Origin of the sequence: Psychrobacter sp. 78a-MNA-CIBAN-0178, assembly GCF_040309625.1 — a bacterium.
Lineage (GTDB): Bacteria > Pseudomonadota > Gammaproteobacteria > Pseudomonadales > Moraxellaceae > Psychrobacter > Psychrobacter okhotskensis.
The window spans coordinates 34,343-50,236 of sequence record NZ_JBEOOZ010000004.1 but is presented as its reverse complement, the minus strand read 5'-3'; the positions used below and the strand labels follow the sequence as shown (position 1 = coordinate 50,236).

Below are 15,894 nucleotides of genomic sequence, written 5' to 3'. Positions count from 1 at the left end.
GCGCTAATTGTAGCAAAAACTGCCTATCATTGGGCAATTTTCACTCACCTATTATCGTAGTCATTTAACCTGTATAGCGGTTGTCTAACTTTTATATTAGTCACCTAATCTTTTTAGCAGTCAGTTAAATAACAGTCATCTAACCTTTATAACTGGCAAACAAATCGTATTCGCTAGCATCGTCAATCGTTACGGTTAGGAACTGCCCGACTTTAACTTGCGCATTGATATCGTCCACATAGACATGACCGTCAATCTCAGGGGCGTCAGCGTAGCTGCGACAAATCGCAATCCCTTCTTCACTATCAATTTCATCGACCAACACCATCAAGGTTTTGCCGATTTTCTCTTGTAGCTTTTGCGCTGAGATGTCTTGTTGTAGTGCCATAAAACGCTCATAGCGTTCTTGCTTGACGGCTTCAGGGACGTGGTCTGGCAAATCATTGGCGACTGCGCCTTCGACTTCTGAATAGGTAAAGGCACCCACGCGATCAAGGCGCGCTTCAACCAACCAATCAAGCAGGCACTGGAAATCTTCTTCCGTCTCACCAGGGAAGCCAACGACAAAGGTCGAACGAATGACGATATCTGGACAAATCTCACGCCACGCTTTGATACGCGCCAAGGTGTTTTCGCTGTGCGCCGGACGCTTCATTGCCTTTAGGATGCGATGGCTGGCATGTTGAAAAGGAATATCCAAATAAGGCAGCAGCTTCTTCTCGCCCATGAGTTCAACGACTTTATCGACGTGCGGATACGGATAGACATAATGCAGACGTACCCAAATACCCAAATCGTTCAATGCTTGGCATAAGTCATAAAACTTCGACTTAAGCGGCATACCGTTCCAAAAGCTAGTCTTATACTTCAAATCCAGCCCATAAGCAGAGGTATCTTGCGAGATAATCAGCAACTCTTTCACGCCAGCATTTTTCAGTGCCATGGCTTCATTCATGACATTATCAATCGGACGCGAGACCAAATCTCCGCGCAAGCTTGGAATGATGCAGAAGGTACAACGATGGTTACAGCCTTCAGAGATTTTTAGATAAGCATAATGGCTTGGGGTTAATTTGATACCCGCTTCATTGATTAAATTTATCTTTGGATCATAGTTTGCGTCCAAACTGCGGTTCGGCTTGGGTACATGCTGCGCCACTGCCGTAATCACTTCATCATACGCATGCGCACCGGTCACGGCTAGCACGGCTGGGTGCATGGCGCGGATTTTGTCCGCCTCTTTACCCAAGCAACCAGTAACGATCACCTTGCCGTTTTTGCTAATCGCTTCACCGATGGCGTCCAGTGACTCTTGCACTGCAGATTCAATAAAGCCGCAAGTATTGACCACGACCAAGTCTGCGCCTTCATAATCACTGGCAACCTGATAACCATCACGGCTAAGTTCTGTGATGATGCGCTCACTATCCACCAAGGCTTTTGGACAACCCAGTGACACAAAGCCAATCTTTGGTGCTGTGCTAACGGGTGCATTAGCAGTCGCTGCTGTTGTTTTATTTGATGTCGATGAAACCACATTGCTGCTTTGTTCAATGCTACGGTTTTGATTGTGATTGGCTTTATGGTGGTAAGGTTCACTACTATCCGTTGAGCTTTGCGCAGGCGTTGCTGGCGGCTTGGCAGGATTAAAAATAGTGGCAGTGTCTTTGGACATAGAAGCTGTTGGCGTGGAAGCTGGCTGTGGGGTGGTAATAGTCGTATTAAGCGACTCGGTAGAAGTTTTAGGCATGGCTGACCTTGCTAGAGAAAAATGGCTGTGCGCATTGTACGTTTTTTTTGCAAAAACCGCCAGTTTTGCCGCTCTAGTGTGTTGATTTATGGTTAAATATTAAATCTAGCACCTCTTTATTCTAGGCTTTAGTCATGACAGCTGATTTAACCACCAAAAAACCAACCCCGAACTTAGCATTTATATCTCAGCATTTATTCACCGCTATCTTGTGGGTCAGTGATGAGCTGGTCATTACGTGGCTAAATGCCCAAGCTGAGCAACTACTGGCTATTAGTAGTGGACGCTTGCTCAATCAATCTATATTGACTCTGCTTGCGTCCGAAAAATTAAAGAGGGATGAGCGCACGGCTCTGACTCTGGATAACGACAATAATAACACCGACCGTGACAAGCCAGACAATCACTGCGCCTTGACCGAGCGATTTCATCAGGCAAAGCAATATCAACAGCCCTTTATCGACCACGATCACATCATCAATACCCCACTCAATGGCAATTTACCACTCTCAATCGATTATAGCGTGACGCCTGTCATCTATGAGCAGCAACCTTATTTTATTATCGAGATGTGGGGTAAAGACCGCCAGAGTCGCATCTCAGAAGAGCAACGTCAGCAGCAACAATACAACGTTGCCCGTCATATGCTGCGTTCGGTTGCCCATGAAATCAAAAATCCATTGGCAGGTATTCGCGGCGCGGCGCAGTTATTACAGCGACAATTTATCAAGTTCAGCGAAGCGACTACTTTGCATCATCCTCTGTCTGCTGTTATTAGCGACATAAGCTCTGGCACAAACTCAGCTTCGAATAGCGATAAGCAGTTGCAAAAGACAGCGCAGAAGCTCCGCAGCTATACCGACATTATCATCTCAGAGACCGATCGATTGACCCATCTTATCGGTCAATTTCTTGGCTCTAATCAGCTGCCAAATTGGCAAATGCTGAATATTCATGAGCCGTTAGAGCATGTCTTGTCTTTGGTCGTTAATCAATATCCGCAAGTGCTGCTACAGCGCGACTATGATTTGTCGTTGCCCGAGCTATGCGCTGATAGAGATCAATTGATTCAAGTGTTTTTAAACCTCATTAATAATGCCTGTGAATCGATGACTGAGCTTGAGCAAGCTCTGCAACAAAGCGCGCCAGCCGCCGCTCATCAATTGCCCTTAGATACTTTGCATAGTCATCTTGATATTGAGGCCAAGTATCAACCAAAACTGCATATTCAAACGCGCATTGCTTTTCAGCATACGATTGGCAGCCAACAGCACAAACAAGCGTTGCAAGTCAGCATTACCGATAATGGCTCAGGGATAGATCCTGCGCTGATTGGACAGATATTTTTCCCGATGGTAACCAGCCGTGCCGCCGGTACTGGTCTTGGCCTATCGATTGTGCAAGATATCATCAGCTGTCATCATGGTATGATTGACGTCAGCTCGAATCAAACACAAGGCGCCAATGCAAACTATAATCCCAGTTATAATGACAATAACAGTCAGACACGCTTTACGCTGTACTTGCCTTTTAATCAGCCCGCAACCGATGCGTAAATACGACTGAATCTATCAAACAACAACCCTGAATCACTTGCTCATTAGGCCTGATACATGACTGCATATAACGACAACTTCAAAGCTAACAGTGACAATCAAGGCTCGAATGATAAAATCTCTGACAACCAAATATCTGATAGCCAAGCACTTAACAGTCAGACCATAAAAGTAACGGTCAATAACGCGCCTGCTGAAAACCCTGCGACCTTATGGCTCATCGATGATGATTCAGCGCTGCGCTTGGTGTTGGCAGATACTTTTGAAGACGCTGGATTGACGGTTGTCAGCTTTACCCAAGCACAAGCAGCATGGACACGCCTCAATGATATCTTGCAACAGCGCGAGTCAGCCACGCAGCTACCGGATGTGATATTGACCGATATCCGAATGCCAATGATGGACGGCTTGTCTTTTAGCGATTGGGTGCACGACCACTTTCCTACGCTACCAATTGTCATCATGACCGCGCATTCAGACCTGAGCTCTGCCATCAATAGCTACCAGACAGGGGCATTTGAATATCTGCCTAAGCCCTTTGACTTAGATGATGCCGTCGCTACGATTTATAAAGCGATTAATTTTCAACCGAATATGCCGATAGCCACTCACGCAACCGCGTCTGTGACTAACAGAGCCACTGAGACAGCCGATGCTACTCAAGCAAAGTCTGATATTCATTCAAAGCTCAATACTGACGCAAAGCCGCAAACCAAATCTGCACGCAAAGTTAACACGACAGACAAAACCAATAAGACCGCTAAAAATAAGGCTGAGATTAAAGCTGAGACACCAGCCAATGACAACCCCAGCGGTATCATCGGTCAATCACAAGCGATGCAAACAGTGTTTCGTGCCATTGGCAGATTGGCGCACTCACCTATTACCGTTTTGATTACTGGTGAATCAGGCACAGGGAAAGAGCTGGTCGCTAGTGCTTTACATCAGCATTCACCGCGTAGCCAGCAGCCTTTTATCGCCCTAAATATGGCGGCTATTCCACACGATTTGATTGAGTCGGAATTATTCGGTCACGAAAAAGGCGCGTTCACTGGCGCGACGACGACACGGCAAGGTCGTTTTGAGCAAGCAGATGGCGGTACATTATTTTTGGATGAAATCGGCGACATGCCGTTTAGCACCCAAACGCGGCTGCTACGAGTACTGGCCAACGGTGAGTTTTTCCGTGTGGGTGGACAGCAACCGGTCAAAGTGAACGTGCGCATCATTGCCGCCACCCATCAAAACTTGGAAGAGCTGGTCAAACAAGGCCGATTCCGTGAAGATTTGTTTTATCGCCTCAATGTCATTCGCCTACCGCTGCCACCGCTACGGACGCGCCGCGAAGACATTCCCGCCTTAACCCGTTATTTTATGCAACGCGCGGCTGAGCAAATGAATACCGCATCCAAGCAGCTACAACCTGACGCGCTACAAATCATGCAAGCCTTCGACTGGCGCGGCAATGTCCGCCAACTTGAAAACGTCTGCTTGTGGCTGACGGTCATGGCGACTGGTGATACGGTCATGATTGATGACTTACCGCCAGAGCTGCTTGAAGGGATGCCAGCGAACACAGAGCTGCAGACACAACAAACGTTGTCCTCGTCTGAATTTGCTCAAAACAATCATCAGCAACACAGTGCTAGCCTGCATAGCCGTCATCAAAATAACTTTATTCAAGACAACTCTATTCAGAGCAATCAAACTCAGAATGGTGCTAAAAACCCAAGCTGGCAGCAAGCACTAGCAGAGTGGGCTCAGCACGCACTGCAAACAGGCGAAACTGACATCTTGCAAACGGCAACGCCTGAATTTGAACGAGTGTTGCTCACAGCGGCACTCAATCACAGCGGTGGTAAAAAGATAGCGGCTGCCAACTTACTCGGCTGGGGACGTAATACGCTGACTCGCAAATTACAGCAACTTGATATGTCAGCAGCAGACACACAGACCAAAGAGTAATAAAAATGCAAAATCATTAAATTAAAAATTTAGTAAAATCAGTTATTTATCATAGCAAGCAAAAATAATCGTTAAATAATTAAAAATAATTGCGAAAAGGGCTTGTCAAACCATTCAAACTCTATATAATAGCCAACCACTGAGACGCACTACCGAATCAGTTAACTATCTATGTTGTGTTTGAATTTAAACGCCAATAATGATAGAGTAACGAAAATGGGGCTGTGGCGGAATTGGTAGACGCACCAGATTTAGGTTCTGGCGCCGCAAGGTGTGAGAGTTCGAGTCTCTCCAGCCCCACCATTTTCGGATAGTACATCTTAGACCAAATATCAAAACCTGCTTTTTAGCAGGTTTTTTTGTGTCTGAAATATGGCATTTATTATCACAAACGCTCTAAACCCTCCAACATCTCATCCATAATCTGATACCTTTTCTCCACCCGCTTCGCCAATGCTCTATCAACAATACATTGATAATAACTATACTCTAGTGGCAGTCTTGGAATCGGTTGTTGACAATGTTGTGTCGCCCACTCGTTTAATACATCGCTACTTTGAGTATTTATCTTAAACGGTCGCTCGCCCATTAATATCTCATACAGCATTATGCCAAACGCATAAATATCGCTTTGCACCGTTGCGCCCTGCCCCTGCCAACGCTCAGGTGCGAGATACGCTGATGTGCCTGCAAGATGATGTAACTTTTTGGCGGCATGAAAACGCTGCGCTAAGGCAAAATCTGTCAATAACAAATCAGGCATTACCCTGCTATTATCCGCACTATTTGGCAACAGACCATCTAGCAGAATATTACTGGGTTTAATATCATTATGTAGCCAGCCAACGTTATGTAAATTAGTGATGAGATGAGCAGACTGCACGATAAAATGATGCTTTTGTTGAACGGTCAATAACGAATGATTATTAGCATTGATCCGCCTTGCTAAGCTAGCATTGAGATAATAAGGCATGACAATTATCGTTAGCTGCTGAGAGTGGTTTAATGCGGGAATGGTTGAGTTGTCATAGGCTAGGATGGGCGGAGCAATAGCGGTCAGATTATTTTTTGTTAAAGAAGCTAAAGATGTCAAAACCTTAGCTTCATGATTTAAATCAGCGAAATTTTGATCAGAACCCTCATTTAACTGCCATTTAATCATCACCCTACCGAACTCTGAATGCTGAGCGCGCGTTAAGCCTTGATAGTCCGTCTCGCTACCCTTACTTTGCTGGCTACTAATACGCTGATGCACTATTTCACGATAATGCTTTGCTGACAACGCTTGAGTAATTAGTGGCAATACTTGCTGAGCGTGCGCTTGCAACGCTTGTATATTCGACAGATTACTGGCACTATTTTCCATAGTATTTTTTTCATCTGACCAGTTTCTCATGATATGGTGATACCTTTATCAAACCGCTATTCCTAATGTAAACGCACCTTTAACCGTTAGAGTCATTATGCCGCAATCAGCCAATACATCTCAGCCTTTTCCTTCATCTGAAGCCTCTGATCCGTCTGCTCATTACGCCCTGCCCGCGCCTTTGTTAGCGCTGCTCAGTCAATATCTGCAAGAGCAAGTCACGCCAGCTATCGAGATTGATCCTGCTCAGCTCGCTTATCGCTGGGTTGGTGGCCGCACCGGACATTTAAAGCCGTTGGCAGTCAATCTGTTTTTGAGCTTGGACGACTTGCATGGTATCGATACGCAAAAGGCAAAATTGGTACAAAACACGCGCCAGTTCTTAAAAGGTTATCCCGCCAATCATGTGCTGATGACGGGTACACGCGGTGCGGGTAAATCATCACTGATTCGCGCATTGCTACAAGCTTATCATAGCGAAGGCTTGCGCATTATTGAGATTGCTCGGGATGACCTACAAGTGCTAGACAAGATTCGTGCAGCGATCAATGAGCTGCCCGCAGATTGTAGTTGTCGCTATGTGGTGTACTGTGACGACTTGGCGTTTAACGGTCAAGACGAGAGTTATCGGGCGCTAAAAAGTGTGCTTGATGGCGCGCTCGACTCTGAGCAAGACAAACTGCTGGTCTATGCCACCAGTAATCGCCGTCGTCTCCTACCGCAGATGATGAAAGACAATCTTGACATTTATAATGGGCAGACAGATGAAGTCAATCCCTATGAAACGATTGATGAAACCGTGTCGTTATCGGATCGATTTGGCTTATCATTGACCTTTCATCCCATGGATCAGACGACTTATTTACATATTGTTCAGCATTATCTGAATTTAGAGCAACAGAAAATTTCAGCCAGTCTTGATGATACTGATACTGCCCTTGATTTGGCAGGTGAAAATCTGCCTGATACTATCAGGGCCGATGCCTTGCGCTGGGCATCGGAACGTGGTGGGCGCTCGGGACGGGTCGCTTATCAATTCAGTCGCTATTGGAGCGGAAAAACGCAATTGGCTATCGTAGATTCAATTGACGACTAATAATCTGGCAAATAACAAGCTATAAATCACGTTTCATTATCGCGTGCAGAGCCTAGATACTGCACGCTGTTATCCTCTTGACTGCTTGCCAAATCAGCAGCACCATCGACTGTATATTGAGCGAAATCCGCTGCCAGCCATAGATTACCTTGATACGCACGTTGCGCATCTAAGCGAATATGTCCCATGTTTGCCGTATTGCTATTTGGGTTATCAAAGCTTTGATAACGCGCGCTAAAATGGGTCAAAATTAGATTCTTAAGTCCGACATCTTGGGCAAACTTGCCCACCAATTGCGCACTACTATGCATAGGATCAAAGTCTGGATTTTTGGTTTGAATCTTGGTTAAAACTTCTTGAATATAAGTGGCTTCATGCACCAACAAATCAGTATCGACCAGCGCAGCGCTGAGACAAGCTGGCGTACCATTGTCCCCTGCTACTACCACCCGTGTACGCTTCACCGCATTATCGACATAATCTGCTGAACGAAGCTGGCGACCATCTTCGGTCATGACATCTGTACCTTGCTGCAGTTTGCCCCACAGTGCACTTGCTGGAATGCCGTCTGCGGTCAACTTGTCCGTATTAAGCGTGCGCTGACTGATGTTTTGCGTGATACCAAAGCCGTATGAGGCGACACGATGTGATAGCGGGGTGATATCAATATCAAGCTGATGCTGGCTGCCGAAACTGAAACTGACCTTGCCCTCATCTTCACTGTCTTTTGATAATACATCTTCTATCGCCATAAAGTTGATGGCAAAGGGAAAGTATAGCTCGGTCGTCAAAGTAATGGCATCGAGGAGTTTGGCGATGGCTTTTGGTGCAATAAGCATTAGTTGTTCGTGGCGTCCAGACATAGCCGCGCTCGCCAGCAATCCTGGCAAACCATAGCAATGGTCGCCATGCACATGGGTAATACAAATGGCGGTTAATTGATGTAAGGAGAGCTTGGTCTGCAGCAATTGTTGCTGCGTGCCTTCACCGCAATCAATCAAAACCCAAGGACGCGATTTTTTAGGCTGCGGGCTAGCGCCAGATAGATAAGGATTCAGGCACTCAATTGCCAGCGCCGTGACATTGCGCTGTTTGGTTGGCACTCCTGCTGAGGTACCTAAAAAAGTCAGTTTGAGCATGATTTAGCACTCATAGTACAAAATTATTAATAAATGATACGGCTTATGACAATTGGCACATCATGGTTCGGTCGCCTGCTACCATCTGTCCACCATTAGCACTGCATTCATTAACCATGTTGGACTCGTAGGATTTCCAACCACCATAAAAGCTCGCTACACACAACAAAACGACCAGCAGTTTTTGTGACCAGGCTTTTATCGACACCTGCTGGCGGTTGATTTCTTGACGAGCAAGCGATGGGTTAGCATTGCCATCGGTATTGGCATCGATATTTTTGTTATCAGATTTATTCAAGTCAGTCATTACTGTATCCTAAAAAGGTTTTGTTTACGAATAAACAAAACCTTTGGGCAAAATATCAAATCAAGCATTTATAGAAGTATAAACGCTGGCAATTAAAACGTCAGACGACCACCCTTTTCTTCTGCGCGCTTAAAGGCATCACGTTCTTCACAATGCTTGAGCCAATTTAAGATGTTGGTATATTTACTCTTATCCAATCCTGGGCCAGCATTGGCACCTACGACTGCTAGATGCATCTGAATGTCAGCGGCGCTAAAGTCTTCACCGGCAAACCAATGATTGTCTTGTAGATGCTGCTCCATCATGTCGAGTATCTTATTTAAGCTATTGGTGATCATGCTTTTTTCGACTTGGGTTCTGATGCTTTTGCTAACCGGCTTAATCAGCATCGGCGATTGCTCAACCACTTTGGTGAATACTAAGCGCATGACCAGCGGCGGCATAACTGATGCTTCAGCGAAGTGTAACCAAAATGTATAAGCTTCCCATGCGGCTTCATTATCATCCGCAGGCTTGAATTGATGCGCTTTATCATAATGCTTGAGCAGATACTCGATGATAAACCCTGACTCAATCAGCGGGCGACCGTCAACTTCCAATATCGGTGCATGACCGAGTGGATGCACTTCTTTTAAGCTATCAGGCGCACGATAAGCTTTATTGCGCTCGTAGCACGTCAGTTGATAATCGGCTTTGAGCTCCTCTAGTAACCATAAGATACGAAACGAGCGTGAGTTTGCTAAATGATAAAGGTGTAACATAAACCATCCTAGTAATTGGTAATAAATGATTGTGAGTCCGCTATACTATTTTAGATATCATGTGCCAAATTAGGTCGAGCGTGATAATACTGCTATTGATAATAGCGCACTTAACTCGGCTTTGACACCACAACTGTGTAGAGCGGTTACGAAAAACAGTGTCTATCAAGTCAACTTTGGGGTTTACGACGACCCCTGCTTATTTGGCGTGCAGTACGTCTATTTTTCGATTCATTTTGTCTATTTTTTGCTGATACTTTCTGATTTTGCGAAAACGGTGCGCGGCCAACACCCCTTTGATACGGCGATTTTTTAGGCGACGGCGCGGCGGAAAGCTGCCCACTTGTGGCTCATTGTAGCCATGCAGACGGTCATCACGTTTACGTCCCCAATACCCCAAGGCACTATCGACAATCATAATCATCAAGGCGGCAAAAATCATACCGTACATAAATAAGGAGCCGCCCTCATCCACGCTTTGATGCAAAATAGTAATAGAAAATACGAATAAAAATATCGGCTCAAGGTAGCATAAAGTGCCAAACAAAGAGACCGGCAATTTTTGACTGGCGACCATGGTCAGCGACATGGCTGCGGCGCTGATAATCCCTAATAACGGTAAGAAATACCACAGCTTACTGGTATCAAAGGCTACTTCAAACCCACCGCTCATATACAGAGCAATAATGACAACGGGTGACAGCAAGATCAGATCAGAGACCAAGCCAGTAATCGGCGGTACCGCTAATTTACGACGTAATAGATAATAAGGCGGATAACCCAAGCAGACAAATAACGTCGCCCAAGATATGGTGCCATACTGGAAAACATCATAAGCGATACCAGCGCCTGCGCATGAAGTCGCTAGCCACTGCAACACACTCATGTCTTCATTATAAAAAAACCGACCCACCATAATCATGATAAGCGGGTATAAGAAATAACCTAGCGTCACCTCAAGACCCAAATCATTGATGGGCGCCCACATAAATATCCAAATTTGCGCGCCCAAAATCGGGGTTGGCAATACAAACAAAAACCACTCTTTTGGGGTTTTTAAGGTCTTTAAATAGTCAAAAATATGTTGCCATTGCTTTAAGACACTGATTAACAATAGCAGACTTAGTAGCATCATTAGCACGCGCCATGACGCCACCTGCGTACCTGATAATGGTTGCATCAACAGACCAAACAAAAATAACAACGAGTATAAAAAATTTGCCGCCACCGCAGCGATAGCGCCTTGCGACGTTTGATTCGTAGTGAGCATAATTAACGACAGCCTGTACAGATTGGCGCACTTCCTTGGCAATTTTGAAAAAAAACAAAAGCCCCAGACGCGAACGTCGGAGGCTTTTGTTGCTAAGAGCTACGATAACTTTATCGTGCTTATATAATGAGCAGCATTATGTCAAAGTCATTCTGGATAAGCAATACAACTGTAAGACTAGTCTATCAAACGTGTGATTCAGTTAAGCCAATTATCGACATAAAGATGCTCATAACAACCGCCCACTTCACTGATTTTTATATCATACATACTTACATCGAGTCTAGCTGCTCAATTTTTTGCTTAAGCTTATTCATCTTATGTTGGTAACGACGAATTTTGCGGAAGCGATGCGCCTGTAGCACCCCATCGATACGGCGCTCTATCAAACGGCGGCGCGGTGGAAAGCTGACCACTTGCGGCTCTCGGTAACCATGCAAATGATTGTCACGCTTACGGGTCACATAGCCCATAGCACTGTCTAACAGCATGACCAGTAATGCCAGCGTAATCATGCCATACATAAACAGCGAGCCGCCTTCATCGAGACTTTGACTCAATACCGTGACGGATAATACAAACAACAGCATCGGCTCTACATAGCTCAATGCCCCAAATAACGAGACCGGCAACTTACTACTGGCAATCATCGTCAGCGACATTGCAAGCGCACTAAAAGCACCCAGTAGCGGCAATAAATACCAGAACTTAGCCTCCTGAGCAGCCATACTAAAACCACCGCTGACATAAAGCATGATGAGCACCACTGGCGTCAGTAAGGTCAAGTCAGACAATAAGCCAGTAATCGGTGGCACGGCAAGCTTGCGCCGCAGTAGATAGTAAGGTGGATAGCCCAAACATACAAACAAAGTCACCCAAGATATCGTGCCATATTGCACTATGTCATAGCCGATACCCATTGCGGCAAATAACGCTGCGGCCCACTGCAGCGCGCTCATATGCTCATGGTAAAAGAAGCGTCCGACTACTATCATCACCAGCGGCAATAAAAAATAGCCCAAGGTGATATCAAGACCAAAGCCGTTGACCGGCGCCCACATAAATAGCCAGATTTGCCCACCCAAAATCGGGGTTGGCAATACAAATAACAGCCACTCTTTTGGGGTTTTCAAAGTCTTTAAATAATCAAAAACGTGCTGCCATTGCTTTGTGAAACTGACCAATAATACCAAACTGAGCAGCATCATGAGCACACGCCATGAGGCTACCTGTGTGCCTGACAAGGGCAGCATAAACAGCCCAAACAAGAACATCATGGAGAATAAGAAGCTGGATGATACCGATGCTAGGGTTCCCTGAAAAGTTTGATTGGTCGTAAGCATAACAACAGCCTTAGAAAATAAAACACTTTGTTGGCATTATTTATAAAACCACGTAGAGTTATTAAGAGTTAAAAATAGAGTTGTGCAACACATTTCAAAAAACAGAATCTCAAAAAATAGAATTGCAAAACGAATAAATCAGAATGACGAATTAAACGAAGCAACAAAAAAAAGCCTCCAACGATAACGTCAGAGGCTTTTTGATAGAACAGTTATGAAAACTAAACTAAAAAGCTAGGCACTGAAACATTTATTCGTCATCGTCTGTGTTTTCGTTGTCAGTACTGTCATTATCCAAGGTAGGATCATTGGCAATATCGATAACATCGTTGACATCAGTCGTCGCTGTGTCGCCAGTTGCCGCATCAATATCTATCTGCTCTTGACCTTCCACATCAAACGTACCGTCTTCTCTCATGGCATCGATTAGCTCGTCGTCACTTTCTTCATGATCAACACGCGCCATCGCCACCAGTTTTTCATCTTTTGACAGACGAATCAGCGTGACACCTTGCGTATTACGACCAGAGCTGGCCACATGCTGGACTGGCGTGCGCACTAATGTGCCTTTGTCAGAGATTAAGATAATGTCGTCTTCAGGATCAACCTTGGTCGCCCGTACTAATGCCCCATTACGCGTGCTAGTTTTGATAGCGATAACACCGCCACCGCCACGATTTTGCGTATTGAACTCATCGATCAAGGTACGCTTACCAAAGCCATTTTCACAAGCAATTAAGATTTCGAGTACATCATCTTCAATGACAACCAATGATTTGATAAATTCATCAGCAGCCAGACGCATACCACGGACACCTTTAGCGGTACGGCCCATAGCGCGAGCATCATTTTCATCAAAACGAATGGCTTTACCACTTGAAGCAAATAGCATGACTTCTTGGCTACCGCTAGTGATACGCGCGCTTACCAACTTATCACCGTCTTCTAAACCAACGGCAATCAAGCCATTCGAGCGAATATTGGCAAATTGCTTAAGCTCGACACGCTTCACTGTGCCATTGGCCGTTGCAAAGAATACAAAAGGTGGCTCTGCTTGCGTGCTATCCTCTAAATTATTATCTTCTGATAAGCTGTCATCGCCGTCTACTAGAGCGCTTGTTAATGACATCTCATCTTTTACCGACAATTCTTCTACGATTTTTGGAATAGGCAAGATGGTTGTCACGGTTTCATCAGGATTTAATCCGATTAAATTCACTAATGGACGACCACGGGCACCGCGACTGGCAATCGGCACTTCAAACCCACGTAGGCTAAAGACGCGACCGGTATCCGTAAAGCAAAGTACGGTGGCATGCGTTGAGGTCACAACTAAGTGATCAATCACATCGTCTTCTTTCATTGCAGTGGCTGACTTGCCTTTACCACCACGTTTTTGTGCCACATAATCATCAATTGGCTGCGTTTTTGCATAACCGGTACGAGAAACCGTCATTACCACGGTTTGCTCAGGGATAAGGTCTTCACGATTAAAGTCCATACGTGAGTCAATAATATCGGTACGACGCTCATCACCAAAGTTTTCACGAATCTCAATCATCTCATTTGAGATAATGGACATCAGCTTATCGAAATCACCAAGAATAGATTCTAAGTGCGCGATTTCACGCAATAAGTCTTGGTATTCTTCAGTTAATTTGTCCTGCTCAAGACCCGTCAAACGATGCAGCTGCATGTCTAAAATCGCATTGACCTGCTCAAGTGACAAGCGATAACGCTCCTCGCCTTCGATCAGACCAAACGGCGCTTTAGGATCTTCACCATCGATAAACTCAGGACGTACTGATTGACTACCAGCAGCCGTAAGCATCGCCACGACGCTACCTGAACCCCATGTATTATTTAGCAGGTTTTCACGTGCCAAGCCACGGTTTGCAGAGGATTTAATCGTCGCAATAATCTCATCAATATTCGCAAGTGCAACGGTTAAGCCTTCAAGCAAATGACCACGAACGCGTGCTTTATTAAGCTCATAAATGGTACGACGCGTGACCACTTCTTGACGATGGCGGACAAAGGCGGCAATTAACTGACGTAAGGTCAAAAGCTTAGGCTGGCCGTTATCCAATGCCACCATATTGATACTAAAGCTAGATTCAAGCGGTGTCTGCAGGAACAAATTATTGACGATGACTTCGGCTGTTTCACCGCGACGTAAATCAATGGCTATACGCATACCGTCTTTATCAGACTCATCACGAATCTCAGTAATACCTTCGATTTTTTTGTCACGTACCAGCTCGGCGATACGCTCAATCAGCTTGGCTTTATTGGTCTGATAAGGCACTTCGGTAAAGACAATACGCTCACGGTCACGGTTGACACCAGTATCACTCATCGCTTCAATAATATAGCGGCCGCGCACATGCAGGCGGCCTTTACCAGTGCGGTAAGCATCTAAAATACCAGCGCGACCATAGATGATACCGCCCGTAGGAAAGTCAGGACCAGAGATATGCGTCATCAGCTCTTCGGCTGATATTTGTGGGTTTTCGGCATACGCTAAGCAGGCATTAATGACCTCGGTTAGGTTATGCGGCGCCATATTGGTCGCCATCCCGACCGCAATACCAGTCGCACCATTGACCAGCAAGTTAGGAACACGCGCTGGCAACACGCTTGGCATACGCTCAGAGCCATCGTAGTTGTCTTCCCAATCGACGGTATCTTTGTCCAAGTCAGCCAGCATCTGATGGGTCAGCTTGGTCATACGTACTTCGGTATAACGCATGGCAGCCGGTGGATCATCATCAATCGAGCCAAAGTTACCTTGACCATCAACCATCGGGTAACGCAAGCTAAAGTCCTGCGCCATCCGTACAATCGCATCATAGACCGCACTATCGCCATGCGGGTGATATTTACCGATGACATCACCGACCACACGCGCCGACTTCTTATAAGCTTTATTATAGTCATTAGACAATACGTGCATCGCATACATCACACGGCGATGCACTGGCTTGAACCCATCACGCACATCAGGCAGCGCGCGCGAGACGATCACGCTCATCGCATAATCCAAATAGGACTGCTTTAATTCATCCACGATGGCAATAGGACTGATCGAGTCGCTCATATACACTCCTTCACTCACATACTTTCGCTATAGGTTGCGCGCCTCAAAAGTGCTTACGCTGATACAAAAATATAGCGGCACAAACGCGCAACTATGATTGCTTTATCAACGCTGAAAAGCACCATCAGACGGGCAAAACCATAGGAAAATGGCGATACGGTTTTTGTTAAAAGTAATGTTTAATAAAAGAAGCCATTTTAGCACAAATTTGTTGATTTAGGGGGTTCTGACTGTCATAAAA

The 15,894-nt window shown here is 45.5% G+C and carries 11 protein-coding genes and 1 tRNA gene; 4 read left to right on the top strand and 8 right to left on the bottom strand.

The window, feature by feature from the left end:
- Window positions 1–139: 139 nt before the first annotated feature.
- A complete protein-coding gene (gene rimO / locus AAEY80_RS04275; RefSeq protein WP_101211691.1) occupies window positions 140–1,750 on the bottom strand; it encodes a 30S ribosomal protein S12 methylthiotransferase RimO in 1,611 nt (536 codons plus the stop codon).
- Window positions 1,751–1,884: 134 nt separating this feature from the next.
- On the opposite strand from rimO, the gene AAEY80_RS04270 reads away from it, so the two are divergent.
- From AAEY80_RS04270 to AAEY80_RS04260, 3 genes are all read left to right on the top strand, one after another.
- Complete coding sequence (locus tag AAEY80_RS04270) at window positions 1,885–3,306, top strand: two-component system sensor histidine kinase NtrB (RefSeq protein ID WP_025650534.1); 1,422 nt, start codon at window positions 1,885–1,887, stop codon at window positions 3,304–3,306.
- Between the two features lie 57 nt (window positions 3,307–3,363).
- Window positions 3,364–5,271, top strand: a complete 1,908-nt coding sequence (locus AAEY80_RS04265) for a sigma 54-interacting transcriptional regulator (RefSeq protein WP_201583291.1) — start codon at window positions 3,364–3,366, stop codon at window positions 5,269–5,271.
- A gap of 218 nt (window positions 5,272–5,489) precedes the next feature.
- A tRNA-Leu gene (locus tag AAEY80_RS04260) sits at window positions 5,490–5,574 on the top strand.
- Window positions 5,575–5,656: 82 nt separating this feature from the next.
- Here the strand turns inward: AAEY80_RS04260 and AAEY80_RS04255 are convergent.
- Window positions 5,657–6,667, bottom strand: coding sequence for a serine/threonine protein kinase (locus AAEY80_RS04255; RefSeq protein WP_227691661.1), 1,011 nt, complete (start codon window positions 6,665–6,667; stop codon window positions 5,657–5,659).
- A gap of 67 nt (window positions 6,668–6,734) precedes the next feature.
- Here AAEY80_RS04255 and AAEY80_RS04250 point away from each other — a divergent pair, with 67 nt between their 5' ends.
- Window positions 6,735–7,733, top strand: coding sequence for an ATP-binding protein (locus tag AAEY80_RS04250; protein WP_227502409.1), 999 nt, complete (start codon window positions 6,735–6,737; stop codon window positions 7,731–7,733).
- A 26-nt stretch (window positions 7,734–7,759) separates the two neighbouring features.
- On the opposite strand, the gene AAEY80_RS04245 is transcribed toward AAEY80_RS04250, so the two are convergent.
- From AAEY80_RS04245 to gyrA, 6 genes are all read right to left on the bottom strand, one after another.
- The gene (locus AAEY80_RS04245) at window positions 7,760–8,872 is read right to left on the bottom strand and encodes a ribonuclease Z (protein WP_201615775.1); all 1,113 of its coding nucleotides are present in this window, start codon (window positions 8,870–8,872) and stop codon (window positions 7,760–7,762) included.
- A 43-nt stretch (window positions 8,873–8,915) separates the two neighbouring features.
- Window positions 8,916–9,179, bottom strand: a complete 264-nt coding sequence (locus tag AAEY80_RS04240) for a hypothetical protein (protein WP_025650539.1) — start codon at window positions 9,177–9,179, stop codon at window positions 8,916–8,918.
- Window positions 9,180–9,271: 92 nt separating this feature from the next.
- Entirely contained in the window at window positions 9,272–9,940 is a 669-nt protein-coding gene (locus AAEY80_RS04235) for a glutathione S-transferase (protein WP_350587935.1), read from the bottom strand.
- 199 nt (window positions 9,941–10,139) lie between these two features.
- Window positions 10,140–11,210 carry an EamA family transporter RarD gene (gene rarD / locus AAEY80_RS04230; RefSeq protein WP_201615777.1) on the bottom strand — a complete coding sequence of 357 codons (1,071 nt, stop codon included), beginning with the start codon at window positions 11,208–11,210 and terminating at the stop codon, window positions 10,140–10,142.
- Between the two features lie 272 nt (window positions 11,211–11,482).
- The gene (rarD, locus tag AAEY80_RS04225; protein WP_025650542.1) at window positions 11,483–12,553 is read right to left on the bottom strand and encodes an EamA family transporter RarD; all 1,071 of its coding nucleotides are present in this window, start codon (window positions 12,551–12,553) and stop codon (window positions 11,483–11,485) included.
- 250 nt (window positions 12,554–12,803) lie between these two features.
- Entirely contained in the window at window positions 12,804–15,653 is a 2,850-nt protein-coding gene (gene gyrA, locus AAEY80_RS04220) for a DNA gyrase subunit A (RefSeq protein ID WP_350587934.1), read from the bottom strand.
- Window positions 15,654–15,894: the final 241 nt, after the last annotated feature.

What these genes read in the sequence shown, in the direction of transcription:
- rimO (WP_101211691.1), bottom strand. Translation starts at nt 1,750, where the DNA reads ATGCCTAAAACTTCTACCGAGTCGCTTAATACGACTATTACCACCCCA.
- AAEY80_RS04270 (WP_025650534.1), top strand. Translation starts at nt 1,885, where the DNA reads ATGACAGCTGATTTAACCACCAAAAAACCAACCCCGAACTTAGCATTT.
- AAEY80_RS04265 (WP_201583291.1), top strand. Translation starts at nt 3,364, where the DNA reads ATGACTGCATATAACGACAACTTCAAAGCTAACAGTGACAATCAAGGC.
- AAEY80_RS04255 (WP_227691661.1), bottom strand. Translation starts at nt 6,667, where the DNA reads ATGAGAAACTGGTCAGATGAAAAAAATACTATGGAAAATAGTGCCAGT.
- AAEY80_RS04250 (WP_227502409.1), top strand. Translation starts at nt 6,735, where the DNA reads ATGCCGCAATCAGCCAATACATCTCAGCCTTTTCCTTCATCTGAAGCC.
- AAEY80_RS04245 (WP_201615775.1), bottom strand. Translation starts at nt 8,872, where the DNA reads ATGCTCAAACTGACTTTTTTAGGTACCTCAGCAGGAGTGCCAACCAAA.
- AAEY80_RS04240 (WP_025650539.1), bottom strand. Translation starts at nt 9,179, where the DNA reads ATGACTGACTTGAATAAATCTGATAACAAAAATATCGATGCCAATACC.
- AAEY80_RS04235 (WP_350587935.1), bottom strand. Translation starts at nt 9,940, where the DNA reads ATGTTACACCTTTATCATTTAGCAAACTCACGCTCGTTTCGTATCTTA.
- rarD (WP_201615777.1), bottom strand. Translation starts at nt 11,210, where the DNA reads ATGCTCACTACGAATCAAACGTCGCAAGGCGCTATCGCTGCGGTGGCG.
- rarD (WP_025650542.1), bottom strand. Translation starts at nt 12,553, where the DNA reads ATGCTTACGACCAATCAAACTTTTCAGGGAACCCTAGCATCGGTATCA.
- gyrA (WP_350587934.1), bottom strand. Translation starts at nt 15,653, where the DNA reads ATGAGCGACTCGATCAGTCCTATTGCCATCGTGGATGAATTAAAGCAG.